19 protein-coding genes are annotated in these 23861 nt (G+C 65.8%); 9 read left to right on the plus strand and 10 right to left on the minus strand.

What is annotated here, in order from left to right:
- Positions 1 to 42 precede the first annotated feature (42 nt).
- Together DMR_RS04980 and DMR_RS04985 are read right to left on the minus strand one after the other, a co-directional pair.
- Positions 43 to 930 (minus strand): carbon-nitrogen hydrolase, encoded by an 888-nt coding sequence (locus DMR_RS04980; protein ID WP_015859817.1) that lies wholly within the window; start codon positions 928 to 930, stop codon positions 43 to 45.
- Between the two features lie 81 nt (positions 931 to 1011).
- Positions 1012 to 1641 carry a LysE family transporter gene (locus tag DMR_RS04985; RefSeq protein WP_015859818.1) on the minus strand — a complete coding sequence of 210 codons (630 nt, stop codon included), beginning with the start codon at positions 1639 to 1641 and terminating at the stop codon, positions 1012 to 1014.
- Positions 1642 to 1730: 89 nt separating this feature from the next.
- Here DMR_RS04985 and DMR_RS04990 point away from each other — a divergent pair, with 89 nt between their 5' ends.
- A complete protein-coding gene (locus DMR_RS04990; RefSeq protein WP_015859819.1) occupies positions 1731 to 2705 on the plus strand; it encodes a glucokinase in 975 nt (324 codons plus the stop codon).
- 21 nt (positions 2706 to 2726) lie between these two features.
- Positions 2727 to 3962, plus strand: a complete 1236-nt coding sequence (glp, locus tag DMR_RS04995) for a molybdopterin molybdotransferase MoeA (protein WP_015859820.1) — start codon at positions 2727 to 2729, stop codon at positions 3960 to 3962.
- A 201-nt stretch (positions 3963 to 4163) separates the two neighbouring features.
- On the opposite strand, the gene DMR_RS05000 is transcribed toward glp, so the two are convergent.
- Positions 4164 to 5603 (minus strand): hypothetical protein, encoded by a 1440-nt coding sequence (locus DMR_RS05000; RefSeq protein ID WP_232502878.1) that lies wholly within the window; start codon positions 5601 to 5603, stop codon positions 4164 to 4166.
- 460 nt (positions 5604 to 6063) lie between these two features.
- On the opposite strand from DMR_RS05000, the gene DMR_RS05005 reads away from it, so the two are divergent.
- The 4 genes from DMR_RS05005 to DMR_RS24300 all read left to right on the plus strand — a co-directional run bounded on the left by DMR_RS05005 (position 6064) and on the right by DMR_RS24300 (position 14098).
- Positions 6064 to 6786: a glycosyltransferase gene (locus tag DMR_RS05005; protein ID WP_015859822.1), complete on the plus strand. Its 723-nt coding sequence runs from the start codon at positions 6064 to 6066 to the stop codon at positions 6784 to 6786.
- 41 nt (positions 6787 to 6827) lie between these two features.
- Entirely contained in the window at positions 6828 to 8012 is a 1185-nt protein-coding gene (locus DMR_RS05010; RefSeq protein ID WP_015859823.1) for an AI-2E family transporter, read from the plus strand.
- Positions 8013 to 8451: 439 nt separating this feature from the next.
- Positions 8452 to 11862 (plus strand): chemotaxis protein CheB, encoded by a 3411-nt coding sequence (locus DMR_RS05020; RefSeq protein ID WP_148208362.1) that lies wholly within the window; start codon positions 8452 to 8454, stop codon positions 11860 to 11862.
- A 70-nt stretch (positions 11863 to 11932) separates the two neighbouring features.
- Complete coding sequence (locus DMR_RS24300; protein ID WP_015859825.1) at positions 11933 to 14098, plus strand: PAS domain-containing hybrid sensor histidine kinase/response regulator; 2166 nt, start codon at positions 11933 to 11935, stop codon at positions 14096 to 14098.
- 453 nt (positions 14099 to 14551) lie between these two features.
- On the opposite strand, the gene DMR_RS05030 is transcribed toward DMR_RS24300, so the two are convergent.
- Together DMR_RS05030 and DMR_RS05035 are read right to left on the minus strand one after the other, a co-directional pair.
- The gene (locus DMR_RS05030; RefSeq protein ID WP_148208364.1) at positions 14552 to 15469 is read right to left on the minus strand and encodes a Tim44 domain-containing protein; all 918 of its coding nucleotides are present in this window, start codon (positions 15467 to 15469) and stop codon (positions 14552 to 14554) included.
- 214 nt (positions 15470 to 15683) lie between these two features.
- Entirely contained in the window at positions 15684 to 16634 is a 951-nt protein-coding gene (locus DMR_RS05035; RefSeq protein ID WP_015859827.1) for a hypothetical protein, read from the minus strand.
- Between the two features lie 191 nt (positions 16635 to 16825).
- Here DMR_RS05035 and DMR_RS05040 point away from each other — a divergent pair, with 191 nt between their 5' ends.
- Complete coding sequence (locus tag DMR_RS05040; RefSeq protein ID WP_015859828.1) at positions 16826 to 17917, plus strand: ATP-binding protein; 1092 nt, start codon at positions 16826 to 16828, stop codon at positions 17915 to 17917.
- A 20-nt stretch (positions 17918 to 17937) separates the two neighbouring features.
- Here DMR_RS05040 and DMR_RS05045 read toward each other — a convergent pair whose 3' ends face one another.
- Positions 17938 to 18333 (minus strand): TraR/DksA family transcriptional regulator, encoded by a 396-nt coding sequence (locus tag DMR_RS05045; protein WP_015859829.1) that lies wholly within the window; start codon positions 18331 to 18333, stop codon positions 17938 to 17940.
- Between the two features lie 295 nt (positions 18334 to 18628).
- On the opposite strand from DMR_RS05045, the gene DMR_RS05050 reads away from it, so the two are divergent.
- Both DMR_RS05050 and DMR_RS05055 read left to right on the plus strand, forming a co-directional pair.
- A complete protein-coding gene (locus DMR_RS05050; RefSeq protein WP_015859830.1) occupies positions 18629 to 19342 on the plus strand; it encodes a hypothetical protein in 714 nt (237 codons plus the stop codon).
- A gap of 111 nt (positions 19343 to 19453) precedes the next feature.
- The gene (locus tag DMR_RS05055) at positions 19454 to 20608 is read left to right on the plus strand and encodes a sensor histidine kinase (protein ID WP_015859831.1); all 1155 of its coding nucleotides are present in this window, start codon (positions 19454 to 19456) and stop codon (positions 20606 to 20608) included.
- An 83-nt stretch (positions 20609 to 20691) separates the two neighbouring features.
- Here DMR_RS05055 and DMR_RS23170 read toward each other — a convergent pair whose 3' ends face one another.
- From DMR_RS23170 to DMR_RS05075, 4 genes are all read right to left on the minus strand, one after another.
- Positions 20692 to 21636 carry an IS110 family transposase gene (locus DMR_RS23170; RefSeq protein ID WP_148208341.1) on the minus strand — a complete coding sequence of 315 codons (945 nt, stop codon included), beginning with the start codon at positions 21634 to 21636 and terminating at the stop codon, positions 20692 to 20694.
- A 209-nt stretch (positions 21637 to 21845) separates the two neighbouring features.
- Entirely contained in the window at positions 21846 to 22595 is a 750-nt protein-coding gene (locus tag DMR_RS05065) for a ComF family protein (protein ID WP_015859832.1), read from the minus strand.
- Between the two features lie 17 nt (positions 22596 to 22612).
- Positions 22613 to 23215, minus strand: a complete 603-nt coding sequence (locus DMR_RS05070; protein WP_015859833.1) for a flavodoxin family protein — start codon at positions 23213 to 23215, stop codon at positions 22613 to 22615.
- The gene (locus DMR_RS05075; protein ID WP_015859834.1) at positions 23212 to 23838 is read right to left on the minus strand and encodes an MBL fold metallo-hydrolase; all 627 of its coding nucleotides are present in this window, start codon (positions 23836 to 23838) and stop codon (positions 23212 to 23214) included. Before DMR_RS05075 ends, DMR_RS05070 begins: the two co-directional genes overlap by 4 nt.
- Positions 23839 to 23861 lie beyond the last annotated feature (23 nt).

The following is a 23861-nucleotide window of genomic DNA, read 5'->3' on the forward strand; positions in this document are numbered from 1 at the left end:
GGGGCTCGGGGCAGCGCCCCGATCTTCTCGCTTCTCTACACGCTATTCGCCGAACAACTTGCCCAGGCCGCCGTAGGCGTCGATGCGGCGGTCGCGCAGAAACGGCCAGTGGCGGCGGGTGGTTTCGATGGTTTGGGGGTTGATTTCGGCCAGCAGGATGTCTTCGGTGACGATGCCGGCCTGGGCGATAATTTGCCCCGAGGGATCGGCAACAAAGGACGAGCCCCAGAATTCCAGAGTTTCGCCGTAGCCTTCGCCCGAGCCTTCGATGCCGACCCTGTTGACGGCGGCCACGTACAGCCCGTTGGCGATGGCGTGGCTGCGCTGGATGGTGATCCAGCTGTCGCGCTGGCGCTCGCCGTATTCGGCCTTTTCCGACGGGTGCCAGCCGATGGCCGTGGGGTAGAAGATGACCGAGGCGCCAAGAAGCGCCGTGGCCCGGGCCGCCTCGGGAAACCACTGGTCCCAGCAGATCAGCGTGCCGATGGGGCCAAAGGGCGTTTGGAAGGTCTTAAATCCCAGGTCGCCGGGGGCGAAGTAGAACTTCTCCTCGAAGCCCGGATCGTGGGGGATGTGCATTTTGCGGTAAACGCCGAGGTGGTCGCCGTCCGGGCCGAGCACGGCCAGGGAATTCTGGTAGCAGCCCGGGCCGCGCCGTTCGTAGAGCGGGGTCACCACGACCACCTTGTGGGCCTTGGCCGCCTCGGCCATGGCGTTTGTGGTCGGGCCGGGGATGGGTTCGGCCAGATCAAAGGCGTCGTGGTCCTGGTTGCGGCAAAAATACGGCGTGGCAAAGAGTTCGGGCAGGCAGACGACCTGCGCGCCGGCCTTGGCCGCCGCCTCGATGCGCTCGGCGGCTTTTTCGAGGGAAGCGGCCACGGTGGAAGCCGGGGCCATCTGGATAAGGCCGATGGTGAAGGGCGCGGCCATGGAGGCTCCTTTATGGTCGATAATGGGAAACGCGGCATGATACGGACGATTGCTCCAAAGGACAATGTCCCGCCCGGCCGTTTAGCCGGCCAGGCCCAGCAGGGAGAGTCCCTGCCCGGCGAATCCCCAGGCAAAGTAGAGCAGCGAGGCCCCAAGCCCGGCCATGAGCAGCCGGTAGCCGCGGCTGGACAAGAACCGCCGGAAGCGTCCGGCCAGCCCGGCCGCCGCCGCCTTGGCCCCGACGATGCAGACGTAGAAGGCGGTCAGGTAAGCGATGGGGCCGGCCGGGCCGGAGCGGGCCGTTTCCAGGAGGTAGGGCACGCCCACGGTGGCCCAGAACAGGTAGGGGTGGGGATTGGAAAAGTTGGCGGCCACGCCGCGCAGCACCGAGCGCGGGGCCTTGGCCGGGTCGCCGGCGTCCGGAGGCGGGGCCTGGAAGCAGTCGTAGGCGTAGCGGCACAGCAGCGCCGCCCCGGCCAGGGCGACGAGGCCAAGGACGGCCGGCGTACCTGTGAGGCGCGAGAGCAGCAGCCAGGTGGCCAGGATAATGGGCGTGTCGGTGAGGATGGGAGCCAGGGCCACCTTGACGCCCTCGCGGGGGCCATGGGCCAGGGTCTGGGACAGCACCAGGGAGAGCAAAGGCCCCGGGGCGAAGCCGGCGGAAAGCCCCATGGCCGCCCCGGCCAGGGCGGCGCTTGCGATGTCGGCCATGCTTGCGTTTCCTTGGGCGCCCCGGCTACACTGCCGTCGGCGCGGGCTTTTTCCTGCCGCAAACGCCCACCGCTTGCAAGGAGACCACCATGGCCGACGCCGCCGTCCCCGCCGTCCGGCATCTGCTGGCCGCCGACATCGGCGGCACCTCCAGCCGTTTCGGCCATTTTGAGCTGGCTTCGGACGGCGGATTGACCCTTGTTTCCCAGGCTCGCCTGTCCACCCAGGCGGCGGCGTCCTTTGACGACCTTCTGGCCGCCTTGCCGGCGGCCGGCTTTGATCTCGCCCCGGCCCAGGCGGCGGCGGCCGTTTTCGCCGTGCCCGGGGCGGTGGTGGGACGCCGGGTGCGGTTCGCCAACATCGCCTGGGAGCTGGACCTCGACGCCCTTGAAGCCGGGCATGGCCTGAAAAAAAGCGCCTGCGTCAACGATTTCCTGGCCCAGGCCCACGGCTGCCGGCTGCTTGGCGACACGGCCGAAGTGGTGCTGCCCGGCGACATGAACCCGGGGAAGGTCCAGGCCGTAATCGGGGCCGGCACCGGCCTTGGTCATGCCTGTCTGGCCCCGCTGCCCGGCGGCGGCGTGCTGGCCCTGGCTTCCGAGGCCGGCCAGACGGCCATGCCCTTTGTCTGCCCCGAGGAAACCGCCTTTGCCGCCTATCTTTTCGAGGCCACCGGAGAGGGCTACGTCCGCCGCGACACCGTGGTGACGGGCTCGGGGCTGGCCCATCTGCACCGCTTCCTGACCGGCGACGACCTTTCCCCGGGCGAGGTCGGGCGGCTTCTCACCCCGGACAGCCCGACGACGGCCTGGTTCGCCCGTTTCTACGGCCGGGCCGTGCGCGACTACGCCCTGACCGTGGTGGCTGCCGGCGGCGTCTACTTAAGTGGCGGCGTGGCCGCCAAAAATCCCCTGCTGGTGCGGCATCCCGAATTCGCCCGGGAGTTTTACGCCTCCCCCACGTACGGCGATTTTTTGCGCACCGTGGCCGTGCGGCTGGTGCGCGACGAGGACGTGGGCCTTTACGGGGCCGCCGCCATGGCGCGTGATCTGCTCCAAGCCTGACAGAACATAAGGACGTTATCCATGCGCGACGGTTTTTTCCGGGCCGTGTCCACGGCCGAGTTTCGTGATCTGCTCCGCTCTTTTTCCCCCCTTGGCGTCGAAACCGTGCCCCTTGGCGCGGCCTGCCGCCGGTTTTTGGCCGCTGACGTCGTCTCCGGCGAGGACCTGCCCCTGGCCAGCCGGGCTTCCATGGACGGCTACGCCGTGCGGGCGGCCGAGGTTTTCGGGGCCGGCGAGTCCAACCCCGGCTATCTCGATCTGGCCATGGACATCCCCATCGGCGTCATCCCGGAGGCGGCCTTGCCGCCCGGGCACTGCGCCCGCATCGTCACCGGCGCGTTTTTGCCGGCCGGGGCCGACGCCGTGGTCATGGTGGAATACGCCGAGGACCTGGGGGCCGGGGCCATCGAGATCCGCCGTCCCGTGGCCCCGGGCGACAACGTGATGCTGGCCGGCGAGGACGCCCGGCGCGGCGAGACGGCCCTTGGGGCCGGCACGCGCCTGCGCCCCCAGGAAGTCGGGCTTTTGGCCGCCCTGGGCGTGGTTGACGTGCCCGTGGGCAGGATTCCCTCGGTGGCCCTGCTCTCCACCGGCGACGAACTCGTGCCGGCCGAGGCCACGCCGCAACCGGGCCAGATTCGCGACGTCAACAGCCACGCCCTGGCCGCCATGCTGGCCCGGGCCGGAGCCGCGCCCACGACTTTTCCGCTGGTGCCCGACGACCTCGATTCCATCCGGGACGCGCTCAAAACAGCAGCCGAGGGCCACGACCTGACCCTGCTTTCGGGCGGCAGTTCCGTTGGCGCGCGCGATTTCACCCTGGAGGCCTTAAAAAGCCTTGGCGCGGTGGTCCTGGCCCACGGCGTGGCCCTCAGTCCGGGCAAGCCGACCATCCTGGCCAGCCTTTACGGCAAGCCGGTCATCGGCCTGCCCGGCCAGGTAACCTCGGCCCAGGTGGTGCTGGACGTCTTCGGGCTGCCGCTTCTGGCCCATCTGGCCGGCGACAAAGCTGCCTTCGACCGCGCACCGCGCACCTTTCCGGCGCTGCTGTCGCGCAACGTGGCTTCCAAACAGGGCCGCGAGGACCATGTCCGGGTGCGCCTGGAGCCTCGCCCAGGAGAACTGCCCCTGGCCCATCCGGTGCTCGGCAAGTCCGGGCTGCTCAAAACCCTGCTCATGGCCGACGGCCTTATCGTCATCCCGGCCGACCTCGAAGGCCTGGCCGGCCAGGCCGTGGTGGCGGTGCGGCCCATCTGAGGCGGCCTGCGGCCGGCCTGTCATCGACGGGGCCGCCATGACGCCGTCCCCGCAAGCGACGGGCGGCCCTGGGGCCGCCCGTTGTCCGTTCTCGCGCCCGGGCCGGTCCAACCGGCCAGACAGTTCTTTTACGCCGCCCCCCTTAACCCCTTTCTCCAGCTGGGGGGCCGGGGGCATGTTTTCCTCTTTTTGCGCGAGGCGTTATGTCGCCGAAGCCACGAGCTTTTTGACGCCTTCGAGGTGGGGCAGGAATTTTTCCTCGGGCGCGATGACGATGACGAGCAGCATGTCGTTGCCCCTTGGCACCACGGCCATGGCCATGTTGTGGTAGTGGGGGATCGAGGTGATCTTGTACTCGTCCTTTTTGTCGCGGTCGTAATCGGGTTTTTCCTGGAGTTCCTTGCGCCGCTCCACCTTGATGTACTTAAATACTCCGATATTGCGCTGGCCGTCCTTGGCGGCCACGGCTTCGACGCCCAGGGGTTCCACGACCACGGCGTTGCGCATGTGCCCGAGGATGGCCTCGGCCAGCTTGTCGGCCGAGAATTTGCCCGCTGCCCCTTGCAACACGAAAATGCGCCCTTCGACGCCCTCGCCGGTCAGGGCCAGGGTCTTGCCCATGCCCGACAGGGGGGATTCCGGTTCGGTCAGGGTGACCAGGGGGCCGGCCGTGCGCAGGATGTCGAAGGCCACCACCGAGTCGATAAAGCCCTGCTTGCCGCCGTTGCGCTTGCTGGCTTCCAGGAGCCGGCCCAGTTCCGGTTTCTCGGCCACGGCCACTTCCACGGCCCGGGGCGGCGCGCCTGTGGACCAGGCCACCGGCATTTGGCACACGAAGCCGCCCACGGACTGTTGGGCGCAGGCCACCTCGGGCGCGGCCGGGGCGGGCGCGTCCTCGATGGCGGCCCGTTTGCCGGCGCGTTCGGGCTTGGCCGGCTTGCCGCCTTTGGCCTTGGGCGCGGGTTCGGGCTCGGATGCGGCGGCGAGCTTGTACTGCTTGTCGATGTCGGCCACGGCCTTTTGCACCAGCCGCTGGGTCACGGTCCCCAGCGTCAGGCCGCCGGCCTGGGCCGCGTCCACGCCGAGAAACCCGGTCAGCTCGCGGTTGATGGTGGCTTGTTCGGTGAACTGGCCCTCGTGGAGCTGTCGCCCGGACACGCCGTCGAGGATACGGTAGCGCAGGGTGACGTTCCAGGCGCGCTGTTCCTTGGCGTTGTTGATGGAGCCGATGACGCCCTGTCCAAGCGAGGCGCTGCCCAGGAAGCTGCCCATGAGCGCGCCGGCGAACATGGCCGAATTTTTGTCGGTGTAGCTGAAATTGAGCGTCTGGGCCGAGACGTCGGCGATGTCGAAGACGACGAACCACTGGGGCGGGGTGATCTTGTGCTTGCTGAAGCGTTTGGCCACGGAGCCGTCGCCGAGGTTGGCGGCAATGGAAATTTCCTGGTAAATATTGGAGAGCGAGTTTTTCTCCATGACTTTGAAGTTTGCCTTGCCAAGCTCCAGTTCGCCGTATTCCCGCAAGTTGTCCGCCTTTATCTGGGACAGGAACTCGTAGGTCCTGGAGGTGAGCGTGCCGCCGACGACAATGACGCTTGGCCCAGGTTGGCCCGCATTTTCGTATGTCGCATCCTGATACATGTTGGGAGCCGCCAGATCTCGAGCTTGTTGCAGGGATTTTCCGCAGCCAGCAAGCAGAAATAGTGACAGCAACAGACAGAATCTTTTCAACAAGTGCATGGCGTCTCCCCGAGTTGTCTGCGGTTTGAAGGATTCTTTAATTGTAGATGGACATGGTCTGAAAATAATCATCTGCATCGAAACAGTTCGCATGTATTTTCAAAACCAAGGAGTCCTGTCAACGGACGAGCGCTGTATGGGGGAGGAAAACCGCAGCCCTCACCGAGGAGGCCAAGGAACTCTTGCAGCGGGCAATCGAAACCGATGATGCTTCGTCTGGGCGGTACAGACCTGTGCAAACCCGTGTCCAGGACGTTTGGCGACAGGGGCGTTTCGGGGGCGGCCGGCGCTGTTTGACGCCGCTTGCGGCGGCGGGCATCATCGCCTTCGCCAGGCGGTCAGGCCGCCCCAAGGAGCCGTCATGTCTTTTGCCCATGCCATCATCACGCGCTTTAACGTGCACATCAACGCGATCCCCTACGATTTCCGCCTCGGCTCCACCTGGCTGGTCGAGCGTTTCGAGCTTTTCCGCCGGTTCTGCCTGCCCTCGGTGCGGGGGCAGACCTGCCAGGATTTTCTGTGGTTCGTGCTCTTTGACGAGGCCACGCCGCCGCCGTTTCGCCGGCTGATCGCTGCTTTGGAAGGCTACGCCAACTTCCGGCCGGTCTACTGCGGCGCGTTCGAAACAGTCCTGCCCCGGGCGCGCCAAGCCGTGGCCGAGGCCTTCCCGGACGCGCCGTGGCTTTTGACCACGCGCCTGGACAACGACGACGCCCTGTCACGCCATTTCGTGGCCCGGCTGCACAAGGTCGTGACGGACCTGGAGGCCGGCAGCCGCCTGCCCCAGGGCGAACTCTACATCAACTTCCCCAACGGTCTGCAATACAAGGACGGGACGGTCTACGACTTCTTTGACGCCACCAACGCCTTCGTGAGCCTGCTTGAACGCAACCGTCCGCCGCATACGGTTTTCTGGGTGGACCATCCGGCCATCTACGACAAGGCTCCGGTGGCCCAGATCGAGACCCGGCCGATGTTTTTGCAAAACGTCCATGCGCGCAATGTCTACAATTACGTCCGAGGCGAGCCCCTGGGCGACGCGTCCGTATTGACGGATTTCGACCTGGAACTGGAAACATCCTGAAGACGCCCGCGGCTTTCGGACACTGCACAAGGAAGGGGAATATGCCCGATCAGGACGAACGCCTTTCCCCACAACCCGCCGGGCTTCCGTCGGCCGCCGCCCCGGACCGCCCGCAGCCGGTGCTTCCGGCCGTCCCGGCCGAGGCGGACGGCGACGAGCACGGCCCGCTTCATGCCCGGTATTATCGCCCATTTTTGCTGCTGGTTTTTCTGGCGGCGGTGGCGACGGTGGGAGGGCTTTTATGGCCGTTTCGCCATGCCGTCATCCTGGCCGCCATCCTGGCGATTTTGCTTTCGCCGCTGCGGCGGCGCATGGAGGCCGCGCTCAAGGGGTCCCGCTATCTGACCGCTGCCCTGTTGACCGCGGCCACCCTGATTTTCATCGTCTTGCCCGCGGCCGTCTTGGCGGCCGTCTTGACCAGCAAGGCCGGGGCGTTGCTGGTCGAGGGCGTGCAGTGGTGGAGCGAGGGGGGCGTGGCCAGCCTCCTGGACCGGCTCCAGGCCGTGGCCCTGCCCGACTGGGTGCAGGGCCTGCTGGACATGATTCCCATCGATTCCCAGGGCCTCAAGGTCAGCCTGCTCGGCGCGGCCGGCGCGGCCGGCCGGCAACTGCTGGCCATGGGGCGCGGGTTGGCCGGCCAGATGGCTGGCTTTGCCGCCCAGACGGTGATGCTGGTGTTGTTTTTGTTCTATTTCCTGTCGCAGGCCGAACAGGTGGTGCGGGGCTTGCGGCTGTTGTCGCCCTTGCGGCGCAGCCAGGAGCAGGAACTCACGGAACGGCTCAAGACCGTGACCCGCTCAATTCTGGTCGGCGGCGCGGCCGCCGGGTTGTCCCAGGGCCTGGCCACCATGCTCGGCTTGTGGTTGGTGGGCATCGATCCCTTGTTCTGGGGTTTCGTGGCCTTGCTGGCGTCGTTGATCCCGGTGGTGGGCACGACGCTTATTCATGTGCCGGCCATTGTCTATTTGTTGTCCCTTGGCGCGATGGGCAAGGCGGTTTTTTTGACGCTGTGGTGGCTTGTGGTGGTGAGCACGGTGGACAACGTGGTGCGTCCGTTTTTCATCCGCGACGGCGCGCAGTTGCCGCTGCTGCTGATTTTCGTGGCCATCATCGGCGGCGTGCTGCTTTTTGGCCCTCTGGGGCTGATTTACGGTCCGGTGTCCATGAGCCTGTGTCTGGTGGTGTTCCAACTCTTCGTAGAGGCCCAAACGCGGCCGGGGCCATGACGAGGGGCGGGGAAAGCGGCGCCGTCCACGACGACCGGAGGGTCAAGGCGATGCCTTCTGTGAAGACGGAAATGCAGGTGACCACGGACAGCCGGTTTCTGCCGTTGGTGCAAGGCCAGGCGCGGGTGTTGGCGGAGATCGGCAGTGCTGTTGTCCGCGGCGCGGCTGGCGATGTCTCGCGGTCAGACGTTATTTGTTGAAGAATCATAACAGTTCTTGTATCTAATGTTTTCAGTGCATGACAAAAAAGTAATGGAGTACATCATTTGTAGAACGTCTTGCCGTGGGCCGTTCTCGTGGCGACCTGCGCTTGCATGGCGCTGGCGTCAAAGTATATTGAAGAAAGTGGCCGAGCCGTGAAGGGCGGCCGGCAGGCCCTGGGCCGCGCACGCGGCGTTGTCGCCAGCCGTTTTGCAACGCGATGTCCGCTGGGGAGTTTATGGATACCGCAGACAGAGAACCAAAGTATTACGTAGGCATAGGCGCATCTGCCGGCGGGCTCGAAGCCCTGGATGCGTTTTTTTCCCAAATGCCGGTGGACAGCGACATGGCGTTTATCGTCATCCAGCATCTTTCGCCGGACTATAAAAGCCTCATGGTGGAGTTGCTGTCCAAGCGCACGGCCATGAACGTGCGCCGCGCCGAGGAAGGCATGGCCGTTACGGCCAACACCGTCTACCTCATTCCGCCCAGGAAGCAGCTCACCATCTTTCACGGCAAACTCCTTTTAAGCGACCTCGACCACGCCAAGGGCATCAATTTGCCCATCGACATCTTCTTCCGTTCCCTGGCCGAGGACCAGGGGGACAAGGCCATCGGCATCATCCTCTCGGGCACCGGCAGCGACGGGGTTCGCGGCATCCGGGCCATCAAGGAGGCCGGGGGCATGATCATGGTGCAAAGCGAGGATTCGGCCAAGTTCGACGGCATGCCCCGCGCCGCCATCGCCACGGGGCTGGCCGACATGATCCTTGCCGCCGACGCCATGCCCGGCAAGCTCATCTCCTTCGCCAAACACCCCTTCACTTCCGCCCCCGGCCATCCCCAGGCCCTGCTGTCCGACGAGGACGGCCTGACCCGCATTTTCGCCCTGCTGCGCGAACAGACCAAGGTGGATTTCACCTACTATAAACCCAGCACCGTGCTGCGGCGCATCGAGCGGCGCATCACCGTCTGCCAGACCGCCAACCTACGGGAATACGTCCGCCTGTTGGAGTCGAGTCCGGGCGAGGTCACGACCCTGTACCGGGAACTGCTCATCGGCGTGACCAGCTTCTTTCGCGACCGCGACGTCTTCACGGAGCTCGGCAACGTCTATCTGCCCGCCTTGCTCAAGGCCAGCGAGCGGCGCGAGATCCGTTTCTGGGTGGCGGGCTGCTCCACCGGGGAGGAAGCCTATACCTTGGCCATCCTGGCCCAGGAGTGCCTGGAGCGCCTGGACCGGCCGCTTTCGGTGAAGATCTTCGCCACCGACATCGACCGGGACGCCATCCTCCATGCGGGCAACGGCCTTTACGCCGAATCCATCGCCGCCGACCTGCCGCCGGGCATGTTGGCCAAGCATTTCGTGCGCCGCGACGACCACTATCAGGTGAATCGCCACCTCCGAGAGATGGTGGTGTTTGCCCAGCACAACCTGACCAAGGACCCGCCCTTCACCAACATCGATCTGCTGAGCTGCCGCAATATGCTCATCTACCTGCAGCCGGTGCTGCAGCAAAAGGTCTTGGAATTCATGAATTTCTCCCTCAATCCCCAGGGCCTGCTGCTGCTTGGCACCAGCGAGACGCCGGGGGAAATGGGGGAGTACTTCGAACCCCTGCATCACCGGTTCAAGATTTTCCGCTCGCGCGGCAAACGTCGTCACCCCGTTGAAAAACCGCTGTTCCAAGGCACGGGGGACCGGCTTTCGCGTCAGTACGCCTCGCGGTTTTTCCGCAACGAGTACGCCCTGGGCCAGCGCGAGGAGGAACGCATCCAGGACAGGCTGCTCCAATCCCTGGCCGGGGATTACGTGCCCCTGGTGGCCGTGGTCAACGAACACCACGAGCTGTTGCATCTGGTGGGCGAATCCGAGGGACTCCTGCGCCTGCCGTCGGGCAAGCAGAGCAACGACATCACCCGCATGGCGGTCAAAGAGCTGGCCATCCCCCTGGCCACGGGCCTGCAGAAGGTTTTCCATTCGGGCCAGGAAATCAGCTACGCCAACATCCGCCTTCCTGCCCGCGACGGGGTCAGGACCATCGTCATGCGCATCCGGCCCCTGGCCGAGAAAAAAGGGCAGTTGCCGCTGGCTGCTGTCATCCTCCAGGAGTCCGCGCCCAGCAAGTCGGAAACCCAGCCCGGCGCGGCCCAGGTACTCGACATCAGCCGCGAAGCCGAACAGCGTATTCTCGATCTGGAACAGGACCTCCAATTCACCAAGGAAAACCTGCAGGCCACCATCGAGGAGCTGGAAACCTCCAACGAGGAACTCCAGGCCACCAATGAGGAGCTCCTGGCCAGCAACGAGGAGCTGCAAAGCACCAACGAGGAGCTCCAGTCGGTCAACGAGGAACTGCACACGGTCAACGCGGAGTACCAAAACAAGATATTGGAACTCACCGAGATGACCAACGACCTGGACAACCTCATCTCCGCCACCCAGATCGCCACGGTGTTTCTGGACGAGAATCTGGAAATTCGGAAATTCACCCCGGCTGCAGCCAACATCTTCCGCATCCTGCAAAGCGACGTCGGGCGCCCCATCTCCCATCTGACCCACCGGCTGCACGGGGTTGACGTCATGGAGGCGCTGCACCAGGTGGAGCGCCAAGGGCAGCCCGTGTCCCAGGAAGCCTGCACCCTTGAAGGCGAATGCTACCTCATGCGCGTGCTGCCTTACGCCATCGGGTCCTCGACCTCGTCCGGGATGCTCATCACCTTCATGGATACCGGACCGCTCAAGCAAAGCCGGGACGCTCTGGCCATGCATCAGGAACTCCTGATCAAGACCCAGGAAATGGCCCGCGTCGGCAGTTGGCAGCTGGACCTTGGGACCAGACGCCTGGATTGGTCGGCCGAAGTCCACCGCATTTTCGGCACCGATCCGGAGACGTTCTCTCCTACCTACGAGACCTTCATGGAACTGGTGCACCCCGAGGACCGGGAAACCGTCGATAAGACCTACCAGCGCGCCCTGCGGGACGGCGTCCCCTACGAGGTCGTCCACCGCCTCGTGCGGCCGGGAGGCGAGGTGCGCATCGTCCAGGAGAAATCCGTGGAGACGCGCAACGAAGCCGGACAAGCCACGATCTCCATGGGCATGGTGCTCGACGTCACCGACCTCGTCACCGTCCGCGACGCCCTGCGCCTGTCCCAGAGCTATCTGCGCAGCGTCATCGACGCCCTGCCGGCCCACTTGGTCATTTTGGACCAGGACGGCGTGATCGAATACGTCAACGCGGCCTGGCGGGCCTTTGGCCGCGACAACGGCCTGCGCCTGCCGGCCGACGCCGTGGGGACCAATTATCTGCGGATCTGCGAGGAAGCGGCTCCGCCCTGCCACGAGGAGGCGCAGCGGACGGCGCAGGCCGTGCGGGCAGCCCTTGGCGGCTGCGACGAGGCCACGGAGATCGAGTATCCCTGCCATCAGGAGGGCCGGCAACGCTGGTTTCTGGCCCGCATCCAACCCTTCGACACGCCCAAGGGCAGAAGGGTCCTGCTGATGCACGACAACATCACCGCGCTAAAGGCCGCCGAGGACCGGCTTCGGTGGGAGGCTCCCCGCCCTGGCGATGCGCCGGCCGACTCCCAAACGGCACACACCCATCCCCCGGCCAGGCCGGACAGCGATGAAAAGCAGCCCTGAAATGGCCCGCGCGCCGGCCTCACGCCCAAACCGCCCTGCAACCGCCTATACTGAACAGGGGTATCGTCAGATGACTTCCGACAAACTTCCCGCCGCCCAGGGACTCCGGGAACGCGCCGAACAGTTGTTGCAAGCCCATGGCGTCGCCGGCCGGTCCCTTTCCCCGGAAGAGAATCAGGCCGTTATCCACGAGCTTCAGGTCCACCAGATCGAACTGGAACTGCAAAACGAGGAGCTCCAGCGTTCCCAGGTCGAACTGGCCTTGGCCCTGGAGCGCTTCTCCATCCTCTTCCACAAGGCCCCGGTCGGCTACGTGGTCCTGGACAAGGACGCGATGATCCAGGAGGTCAACCACACGTTTCTGGATATGATCGGCTGGACCGGCCGCAAACCCGTGGGACGGCCGTTTTTCGAGTACATCGCCGAGCCGGCCCGTCCGGTATTCGTGGCCCGCTACCGGGCGCTTTTCAAAAGCCCCGAGGGCAAGAAGGTGGAGACGGTCCTGGATGTCCACGGGGGCGTCGATAAACCCGTGCTTCTGGAGGCCTGCGTCCACGAACAGCCGGCCGGTCTGGAAAAACCGGGGCCGGCGCCCCAGCTCTTTCTCGCCGTCAGCGACATCTCGGCCCGCCGCAAGGCCGAGGAAGCCCTGATGGAATCCGAGCGCTTCGCCCGGGGCACCCTCGACGGACTTTCCGCCCATATCGCCATCGTGGACGAGGCCGGGAACATCCTGGCGGTCAACTCGGCCTGGCGCGCCTTTGCCGCCGACGCCTCCTGCACGCCGGGCGCGGTGAGCGAGGGGGCCAATTATTTCCGCGCCTGCCAGGGGGCAATCGGCGACGAGGCCGATACCGCCGGCCGGATCGCCCGGGCCATCCGCGAGGTCCTGGCCGGCCGGCTGCCGTTTTTCAGCCTGGAGTACCCCTGCCACTCACCCACCGAAAAGCGGTGGTTCCAGGTGCGCGTCACGCGTTTTCCCGGGGACGGGCCGGCCCGGGCCGTGGTGGCCCATGAAAACGTCACCGAGCGGGTCCAGGCCACGGCCGCCCTGGCCTCCGCCAAGGAGGCGGCCGAGGCCGCCGCCAGGGCCAAGAGCGAATTTTTGGCCAACATGAGCCACGAAATCCGCACGCCCCTAAACGGTGTCATGGGCATGCTCCAGCTGCTGAAGCTGACGGGCTGCGATGAAGAACGCAACGATTTCATCAAGCTCGCTTACGACAGTTCCGAACGCCTCTTGCAGCTTCTCAACAATATCCTGGATATTTCCCGCATCGAAGCCGGACGCACGGTGATGGTCCAGGAGCCGTTCTCGCCTCTTGAATTGCTGCAAGAACCCGTGTTGCTGTTTCAAGGCATGGCCAAGGCCAAGAACGTAACGATGGCCTTTTCCGCCGACGACGGCTTGCCCGAGCAGGTGACGGGCGATGTCCCCAAAATACGCCAGGTGCTGTTCAATCTCGTCGGCAACGCCGTGAAGTTCACCCAAAACGGTCAGGTCCGGCTGGCCGTGGCCTACGCCGGCTCGCCGGCCTCGTCCGACAAGGCGACGCTGGTGGTGACGGTCGCCGACACGGGTAAGGGGATCTCGGCGGAGCTTTTGCCCGAACTGTTTCAACCGTTCACCCAGGGGGACAGCTCGTTTAAGAAGCAATATGCCGGCACCGGCCTGGGGCTTTCCATCGTCAAGCGCCTGGTCTGCCTCATGGGCGGAGCCCTGTGCCTGGAATCGGTCGAGGGGGAGGGCACGACCGTCCACCTCAGCGTGCCGGTGACCCTTCCCGTTCCCAGGGAGGCCGATCTTCCCCGTGCTCCTGACGCCGAAGTCGCGCCCCGGCGCTATCGCATTCTGCTGGCCGAGGACGACGCCATCAACCGTATGGTCGCCGTCGGCATGTTGGGCAAGCTGGGGCACCAGGTCACGGTGGCGCAAAATGGCCGTGAGGCGCTGCTCCTGCTTGACGCCCAATCCTTTGATCTCATGCTGCTCGACGTGCAGATGCCGGTCATGAATGGGGTGGAGGTGGCCAAGGCCGTCCGGGAAGGCTGGGGCGGCCGGCCGGACATGCCTCTCGTCGCCACGACGGCCTACTCCATGAACAGCCAATGCGAGAATTTCCTGGAGGCCGGCATGAACGAATGCCTGGTCAAGCCCTTGGAATACGACACCCTCAAGCACGCCATCAGCCGGGTCATGGAGGCTTGGGAAAAGGGCCAAAAACATATTGCCTAGAGAGTCTTGGAAGGTCAGGCCGGAGGGCAGGCGCTCCCGGAGACGCCTCGGCCCAAGGGGAATCATGGCTGGTCATTTTGGCTCCACAAGAATCCGCACCGCCCCGCGAGGTGAGACGCGCCGAGGCGCAGCGTCCGTAACGGGTTGCCCCGTACGCCGGTGCTGACGGGGCGGCATGACCGGCTCCGGCTCGCCGGCGGCGACGCCAACCACCGCCGGCTGCCCGGCCAGCCGTGCCGCCCCGGGGTTGGGGGCTGGTTCGGCCTGCGGGGCGAGCGCGGCAATGGGACGGTTCGCAAAGCACCGGCGACGTTAAACGGCCCGGCCCTCCTGATGAGGGCCGGGCCGTTTGGCGTCTGGCAAGACACTGGGGCGGGTTTCGTCCCGGGCGGCCCGCCGGCTTCTCCGGGTCAAGGGAGCGGGCCGGAGCGAGTCGGGGACGGCTCCGGAAGGCTAGGCGTCCAGTTGCTGGATGGCGTCGAGCTTCCAGGCGTCGCCGGGCACGGTTTCCTTGCGCGTGAAATGCCAGACTTCGCGCACCTGTTCGGGCTGCCCGGCCTTGGGGTCCTCGCGCATGAGCACGTCGAAGTAGGCCGAGGCGATGGTTGCGCCGCCTTGGCTGCGCACTTCCAGGAGCTTGGCGTCGACCAGGAGCACGTCGGTGGGCGCCGGGGTCGGGTCCTCGGCGGCCTGCTTGCGCACGTCGGCCATGAACGCCGGGGTGGCAAAGGCCTCGATGTCGGCCAGATCGCGCTTGCTCCAGGACTGCTGCATCCGGGCAAAAAGGGCTTTGGCCCCGGCCAGGAAGTCGGCGGCGTCAAAGCCCGGCGGCAGGTCCGGTCCGGCGGGCGCGGTCGCCTGGGCCGCCGCGCCGAGGTTGTTCCAGCCCCCGGCCGCCGCCTGTTGGGCCTGGGACTGGGGCTCGGCTTCGTAGCTCCGGGACATGGGCTGGCCGAAAGACGGCCCCTGGGCCGTGGCCGTGCGGCGCGAACGCATGAACCGGAAAAGCAGGAACAACCCGCCGCCGATCAGCAGCATGTCGAGCAGGCTGGGACCGCCCCAGCCATGGCCGCCGCCAAAAAGCATGGAGCCGACCAAGCCGCCGACCAGCAGGCCGCCGAGCATGCCGCCGAGGCCCGGGCGCGAGAACATGCCGCCGCCAGGGGTGGCCGCCGTGGGATTGGGTCGGGCCTGCTGGGAGGAAAAACTGCCTGAAGGGGAACCCGCATCGGGCCGGGGGGTGGTGGACGTGCTGAAGGACTGCCGGTTGCCCATGGAACCGCCGCCGCCCAGCCGTTTGGCCAGGCCCAGTTCCACGCTTGCAAAAAGCAAAGCAAAAACAGCCAGCAAGACACATGCGGTACGACCCACGAAAGACCTCCTTGTTACGTGTCGCGGCATTTTGGCCGGACACTGTGTCAAGCCCGACTTCACTCCACGGCATGACGACAAGGAGCCGTGCACGCCCGGAGGGAAGCAAGGGCCAGCGCGCCAACCCGGCCGTCCAACAGCGGCGACCGGGAGCGTCGGTTCTTGATGGTCTCTTATATCAGTCGCAAAGGGGGACTCGTCAAGGAAAACCGGTCTACATGGAACATTGTTTAGGAACAAAGGACACAGCAAAGGCCGAGACAAAGGGCCGGGCCGTGAAGTGGGCGCCGGTTTTGGGAATGACCGCGAAGGGTTTGGCGCAGCCGTGGGCGGCGGTCACGGCGTCCGGGGAGAAGGTCAGGACCAGGGGGGTCAGTTCGTGGTCGCCGTCGCCGCAGATGCTGTCGCGCACCTTGGGGGCGAGTTCGCGGCGCGAGCCGTCGGGCAGGCGCACCGCCACGGCCGTGCGCACCGTGGCCAGACGGGAGGTTTCCCCGTCCGGGGTGAAGGCCAGGGAGTTGTCGTCGCCGGCGATGCCCACGGCGTCGGGATCAAAGGCCCAGACCGGCCCGGCCAGGGTTGGCGCTTCCACGGGCCGGGCCGGCTCGATGGAGCGCAGGGTTCCGCCGGGATGGAAACTGAGTCCCAGGCGGACGGGCAGTTGGCCGCAGGGAGTGGGCACGGGCAGTTCCTCGCCGGGCCACAGGGTCAGGCTTCGCAGGCGGCCCTTGGGGTCGAAGGCCACGGCCAGCCATTTGGCGCTAAGCCGCCCCACGGGCGTGGCCAGGGGGAGGGTTTCGGCCAGCCCGGCCTCGTCGGCTTCGGTCCAGTAGCCGGAGAGTTTGCCGTTTAAGGGGAACACCCGGGCCACGGCCCCGTTGTCGTGGAAGGTGACCAGTTCCGCCGGCAGCGGCCCGGCCGGGGTTTCCACCACGGTACGGGTTTCCAGCGGCAGGCTGCGGACCTGGCCGTTGTCGTGGAAGGTGACGGGCGGCTTGGTCATGCGCCGGGCGTCGTCGATGGTGTGCTGGGGCACAAGCCGGCCGATGGACGTGGCCAGGGCGGCCGGGGCGGCGAGAAAGGCCGCGCGTACGCCGCCGTCCGGGCGGCGTTCCACGAGGCCTTCGATGGGCAGGGGGCCGTAGCAGGTGTCGATGGTGTCCATGTCCGGGGAAAAGCAAATACCGGTCCAGATTTTTTATTCAATATTGTCGGCTGGCTGTCGTCGGCAAGGCACGCCTGGTCGACAAAATCGTGGCTGCGGGCGACAAAAGCGTCGGTCGGGCCGCGTCATACGGCCGTAACGCCTCTGGCCCATGGTGCGGACACGTTCCACCCTTGCCAGCCGGGGCCGCCATGCTCACCTTTGCCCACTCGACCTACTTTCACGATCTGCTGGAAAGTTTTTCGGCCGGCGTGGTCATCTGCAACATTCGGGGGCTGGTCTACGCCGCCAACGAGGCCGCCTGCCGGCTGCTCGGGGTCAGCCGCCGGGAACTGGCTGATCCGGCCGCATCGGCCGCCCTGGTGGCCCGGGCCGACGCCCCCCGCCGCCTGGCCCGGTTCCTGGCCGCGCCCATCAAACACGGCCAAAAGCCCGAGCCCTTGGCCATCGCCTACGCCCATCCCGACGGCCAGTTGCGGCGCTATCGCCTGTCGGGGTCGCTGCTGCTGGAAAACGAAAAAATCTTCGGCATCCTCATCGAGATCACCGACGTCACCGAGATCTACCGCCTCCACGAACGCGACCGCGACCGGCTCCTGGGCGTCCAGGCCGCCCAGAAGGAGCGCATCGAGGGGCTTGTCCGGTTTTCCCTGGCCGTGGCCCACCAGATCCGCAATCCGCTCATGGTCATCGGCGGTTTCACGGGCCGGCTGTTGCGGGGGAAAGGGGAGGGCGATCCCGAGGCCGAGGTCCTGTCCATGATCCTGGACGGGGCCAGGCGGCTGGAGGCCGTGGTGCGGGCGGTATCGGACTACGCCCGGCGGGAGAATCCGGCCATGGCCCCCTGTGATCTGGCCGAGTTGGCCGACCGGGCCTTTGCCGAAGCCCTCGCGGCCACGGGCGGGGCGGGCCGGCTGGAAACGGCGGGTCTGGACGGCCCGAAAGGGAACGTGCGGGCCGACGCGGCCATGCTGATCGCCATCCTGGCGGCGCTATGCGCCAACGCCCTGGAAGCCGCCCCACAAGGCGGGGCGCGGGTGGCCCTGGCTTGCGCCCACCAGGACGAGGGCGTGACGCTAACGGTTGCCGACAACGGCCCCGGGCCGGCCGACCACGTCCTGCCCTATGCTTTTGACCCCTTTTTTACCACCAAGGCCGTGGGCGTGGGCATGGGGTTGACCATAGCCCGGCGGCGGGCCGAGGAAATGGGCGGCGCGCTCACCTTGGAACGCGGCCCGGACGGCGGCGGGCTGGCCCGCCTGACGCTCCCCGGCCGGAAATGAAGCGGCCGGCAAACGCCGGCCTATTCTTCGAGAAACGCGGACTCGGCCCGGCCGCCCTGCATGTAGGGCCGCCCCATGTCTTCGAGCAGCGACTTGCAGTGGACGCACAGGGTGGCCGTGGGCTGGACGCGCAGCCGGGCCAGGCCGATCTCCTCGCCGCACTCCTGGCAGATGCCGTATTCCCCGTCCTTGACCCGGGCCAGGGCCTCGTGGATTTCACTGATGAGCTGGCGGTCGCGCTCGCCCATAATCAGCGCCATGTGGCGGTCGGACTCGGCCGCCGCCCGGTCCACGGCGTCGGGGCAGGCCGTTTCTTCCCGGGCCATGAGTCCCAGGGAGTCCCGGGACTTGCCTTTGAGGGTTTCCAGCATGTCGCGCAGCACTTCACTGATCCGGTCCACGTCGAGATGTCCCATGGCGTCGCTCCGTTGGCGTCGGTTGGTGGAGTTTCCCGGGACGCTCCCGGGAACCGCATGGTCGCCTTTTGCCCGGGACATTTGAAAGGGGCGTGTCGGTCGTGTGGAGACTCGGTGACGCCGGCGGCCGTCCAGCCGGCCGGCCGGCAAAATCTGCCGCCAGCCAAAAGAGACTTCATGTGGGATATTAGTGTGTTGCGAGAATAAACCGGATGGCAGGGGAATTGCTCAATGAAGGGCCAAAGGGTCCTCTCCCGGTGGAGAAGGGCCGAACTTGCCGCCCGGAGGCTTCCCCATGGCCACATCAGCCGCCACCAACGACGTCGTCAATTGGGCCTATCAGTACAGCCTGGCCAGCGCCAAGCTGAGCTCCGCCCAAGCCAATGCGAGCTCTTCGGCCACGCGCAGCAAGGACATTGCCGAAGCCCAGGCAAGTTTCAACGCCACCATGAAGAGCTTGGTGCCGTCCGAAGTCCAGTCGAGCGTACAGTTCCAGTATTTCGACGCCTATACAAACTATAATACGGCCCTGGCCGGGGCGACCACGGAAACGGAACGTCAGGAGGCCCTGGACTCCCTCTACAGCGAACTGTCCGGGTTGACCTTGCCCACGGCCACCTCGACCACCCTCGACAGTCTGGCCTCAGACACCCTGGCCGCACAGAAGACCAATATTTCCAATGCCGCCGCCAGCATCAAGTCCATGCTGGCCAGCGCCGCCAAGATGGCCTCCAACGCCTCGGCCGCCTGGATGTCGGCCATCACCAGCGGAGCCAACGCCCTCAATGCTCAGGCGGCCAGTCTCACCGATTCCATGAAGACCCTCATGACGTCGCTTGGGCTGGACACCTCGGGCGTCACCGCGCCCACGGTTTCGACCACGCCGACGTCGGCCTTTGCCGCCGGATCGGCCACGGCCGCGGCCAACGGCACGCCGGGAAGCATCCTCAACTCGGCGCTTATCGGGTATCTCGTGGCCAGCCAGGCCACGACCACCGACAGTTCCTGATGCGCCCGGGGCCGGGGCGGCCCCGCACCGCTTGGGGCTTTACATTCGGGTCGGACTTCTGAATGATGCAGGGCGCAGCAGTCTCACCGTCCCATCGTCAGGAGTCGTCCCATGGCCGATGCCAAAGACCCCACCTGCTTCGCGCCGTCCGAACGGGCCTGCCCGGAAGACATCGACCGACAGTTCGCGGTGCTGTCCCAGCACGCCATCCCCTTGGTCTTAAACGCCATGCCCATCATCGCCATGGTGCTCAACCGGCATCGCCAGGTGGTGCATGGCAATCGCAAGTTCGCCGACGTGCTGGGCATCGCCGACATCCGGGAGGCCCTGGGCAAGCGGCCGGGCGAGGCCTTTCGTTGCGTCCACGCCGACGAGCATCCGGGCGGCTGCGGCACCAGCGAGTTTTGCGCCCACTGCGGCGCGGTGCGCTCCATACTGCTTGGCCTTGCCGGTACGGACAATGTCCAGGAGTGCGCCATCAACCGCGACACCGGCTCGGGCATCGAGGCGCTGGACCTGCGCGTTTCCTCGGCCTCGGTCCATCTCGACGCCGAACCCTACCTCATCTTTTCCATCAACGACGTGAGCCACGAAAAGCGCCGCCGCACCCTGGAGCGCCTGTTTTTTCACGACATGCTCAACACCGTGGGCGGCGTCCAAGGGCTTTTGGAGTTTTTGGCCGAGGAAGTCCCGGAGGAATTGCAGGCCGACGCCAGGCTGATCCACCGGGCCGTGTCCCAGCTCACCGACGAGATCATCTATCAAAAGCAGCTGCTGGCCGCCGAGACCAACGAACTGGAGACCAATTGCACGCCGCTTCGCAGCGACGACATTCTCGACGTGGTGGCGGCCACCTTCCAGGGCGGCGAGCAGGCCCGGGACCGGCGCATCGTGGTGGAAAACGTCTGTTCCGAGGTGGTGTTCCATTCCGACCCGGTGCTGTTGCGGCGGGTGGTCGGCAACATGGTGAAAAACGCCCTGGAGGCCACGCCGGCCGGCGGCGAGATCCGCCTGGGCAGCCGCGCCCTGGCCGACGCCGTGGAATTTTCCGTGCAAAACGCCGGGGTCATTCCCCGCAGCGTGCAAATGCGGATTTTCAGCCGGTCGTTTTCCACCAAGGGCGTTGGCCGGGGCCTTGGCACCTATTCCATCAAGCTCTTGACCGAGCGCTACCTGGGCGGCCGGGCGGATTTCGTCTCCAACCGCGAGGTCGGCACGATCTTTAGGGTGCGCCTGCCCCTGACCCTGCCGGCTGACCTGGCGTAAGCCTCCCCCTTCAGGGGGTCCGGGGGGATTATCCCCCCGGCCGCCGGAGCAACGGTGTTCTGAGTCAACCGATAATCAGGGATCTACGCCGCGTGTGCGTACTGTCCCCACGGTTGCCCGGATCGCACCATTGCATTCAAAATCGTTATCAACTTTCGCATCGAAGCAACTGCGGCGACTTTATGTGGTTTGCCGGCTTCCTTGAGGCGATTGTAAAAATCACGTATGACGGGATTGTATTTTTTAGCTGACAAGACAGCCATATATAATACAGATCGAACATCACTTCGACCTCCCCATACACGACGTTTTCCTCGACGCTTTCCGCTGTCACAATTCAAAGGGGCAACCCCAACAAGAGCAGCGATCTCCCGACGATTCAACGTTCCAAGCTCAGGCAGATTGGAAAGGAGCGACCTTGATAGGACATCTCCGACTCCAGGGACGCTCCGGAGCAAATTGTCTCGCTCACGCCAAATCGGACTCGCTCGTACTACTGTGCCAAGATGCGTGTCGATCTCAGACAATCGTTCCTCAAGCCAGTCAATATTCTTCTCTATATCTGCTCTTACCGAGCCATAAGCACGAGTAAAACGATTTTTTTCCATGACAAGCATTCGAATGAGTTGGTTGCGCCTGGACATTAGCGAACTCATTTCTTGCGCTTGCTCGTCCTTCAGAGGGCGTACTTCAGGCTCCATCTGCTTGCCAAAAAGAGCAAGAATCTCAGCGTCAATCTTGTCTGTTTTAGCCAGCCGTCCTTTAGCTCGCGCAAAATCCCGAGCCTGGCGGGGATTGATGACTACAACGGGGAATTTCTTGAGACTCAATGCCGTGGCAACAGGAATTTGAAGGCCGCCAGTCGCCTCGATGATAATAAGCTTTGGACGAAATTTTGAAAATTTCCTGCAGATAGCTTTTATACCATCGGGGTCGTTAACAAATTGAAAGTCATTTCCGTCAGGAAGCGTGTGGACAGCAAGAGTTTCCTTAGAGACATCAATTCCGATGAAACAGTCAGCAGCCATGTACATTCCTCCAGTACCCAGCCTTGTGATACGGGCTCTTAGCCCAAGCAACGGTTCGGGCTTCATGGAAGAAGGGGACGACGATCATGGCTCCGGCTCGAGCTTAAAACTCAAGGCAATTTCGACCTATCGTCCCCTTGACCCCATCAAGCTAACCTCGATGGGGAAACATACAAGGCATTCCTCCTGATTTGCTCATCGTTTACCCCTCACCGCGCCGCCACGGCCACGTCCACCCGCACCGCGCCGGCTCGGCGCAGGGCCTGGGCGGCGGTTTCCACCGTGGCTCCGGTGGTCATGACGTCGTCGATGAGCAGCACGCGGCGTCCGGCCACCTGGGCCGGGTCGGCGGCGAAAGCGCCGGTCAGGTTGGTGCGCCGCTCCCGGCCCGGCAGCGAGCTTTGGGGCACGGTGTCGCGCAGGCGGACCAGGGCCTGGGGAGCCAGCGGCGCGCCGATTTCCCGGCCAAGCAGCCGGGCCAGTTCCAGGCTTTGGTTGAAGCCGCGCCAGGCCAGGCGACGGGGATGCAGGGGCGTGGGCACGAGGAGGTCGGGCGTCGCGTCCGGGCTGCCTGGACCATTGCTGGCGGCGGCCCGCCGCCAGGCGGCGGCCAGGAAGCCGGCCAGCAGCCGGCCCTGGCCCAGGCGGCCGTGGAATTTGAACCCCAGCACGAGTTCGCGCAGCAGGCCCTCGTAGCGGCCGTGGAAGGCAAATCCGTCCCAGGGCCGGCTGCCTTGCCGGCAGTCCAGGCACAGTCCGGGCGTGGCGGCAGCGTCCTGGCCCATGGCCCCGCAGCGCGGGCAAAATCCGCCCAGGCGCGGGGCCAGACGGTCCCGGCAGGCCGGACACAGGGGCAGGGCGACGTGGGCGGGCAACAGCCCCTGGCAGGCCTGGCAGCGGTCGCAGGCGGCCAGGAGCCGCCGGCCGAGGCGACGCAGCAGGGCGGTCAGGCCGGGCATCGGGCCGGTCCCGTCGGTCACGGCTGGTCGCCGAGGAAAACAGCCGCCGCTTCGCCGGCGGCCTCGATGGCGGCCAGGGCCTGGGCGTCGCCGGCCAGGTCGTCCGGGGCGTCCAGCCCCCGCAGCAGGGTGGCCGGGCCGGGCAGAAAGCCGAAGGGCCACAGGAAGTATTTGAGCGTGATGAGCGCGCCTTCAAAGAGCCGCTCACCGCGCGGCCGGCCGGCCACCAGCAGGGGATAGGCCAGCCGGTCCGGGGTTTCGCCCGCGCCCTGGGCCTGTCGGACCTCGTAGCGGCGCTGGGCCCGGTCGATGAAGGCCTTGAAAAGCGCTGGCACATGGTAAAAGTAGATGGGCGCGGCAAAGGCGGCTACGGGCGCGGCGTCCAGGGCGGCGAACAGCTCGGCGGCGGCGTCGCCGGGCCGGTCCAGAACGCAACGATGGGCCGGTCCGGCGCAGGCCCCGCAGCCCCGGCAGGGCGCGAAGCTGTGGTCGCGCAGGGCGATGAGCCGGGGCGCGTGCCCGGCCCGGGCCAGACCGGCGGCAAAGGCCCGGCCGGCGGCGTCGGAATTGCCGCCGGCCCGGGGACCGCACAGAAAAACGACCGGTGGTCCGGCCGTCACCGGGCGAACTCCGAGAAAAACGGGTTGTGGCGCTTCTCGTCGCCCACCGTGGTGGCCGGGCCGTGGCCGGGATAGACCAGGGTCTTTTCGGGCAGGGGGAAGATCTCGGTGACCACGGACTTGATGAGCACGTCGTAGTCGCCGCCGGCAAAGTCGGTGCGACCAATGGAGCGGTAAAAGAGCAGATCGCCGACGAAGACCGCCCCGGCCCCCGGGAAATAAAACGACCGGCTGCCCGGGGAATGGCCCGGGGTGGCCAACACCCGGCAGGGCTCCCCGGCGATGGTCGCCTCGCCGGGCGCAACCGGCGCCCAGTCGAAGCCGTCGACCATGGGCAGGCCCATAAGCCCGCCCCGGCCAAGTTCGGTTTCCATGAGCATGGCGTCCTCGGCCCCGGCCCAGACCTTGGCTCCGGTGGCCTTGGCCAGGGCGGCCACGCCGTAGAGGTGGTCGCAGTGCAGGTGGGTGAGGCAGATGGCTTCGAGGGTCAGCCCGCGTTTGTCGATCTGGTCGAGGACGACGCCGGGATTGCCGCCCGGGTCCACGGCCAGGGCGGCTGTGCCGGCCATGGCCAGATAGCAGTTGGTTTCCAGGGGTCCGAGGGGAAAGGCGAGTATATCCATGGGAAGCCTCCGGTGGCGCTTGG

The sequence above is a fragment of the Solidesulfovibrio magneticus RS-1 genome, assembly GCF_000010665.1.
Lineage (GTDB): Bacteria > Desulfobacterota > Desulfovibrionia > Desulfovibrionales > Desulfovibrionaceae > Solidesulfovibrio > Solidesulfovibrio magneticus.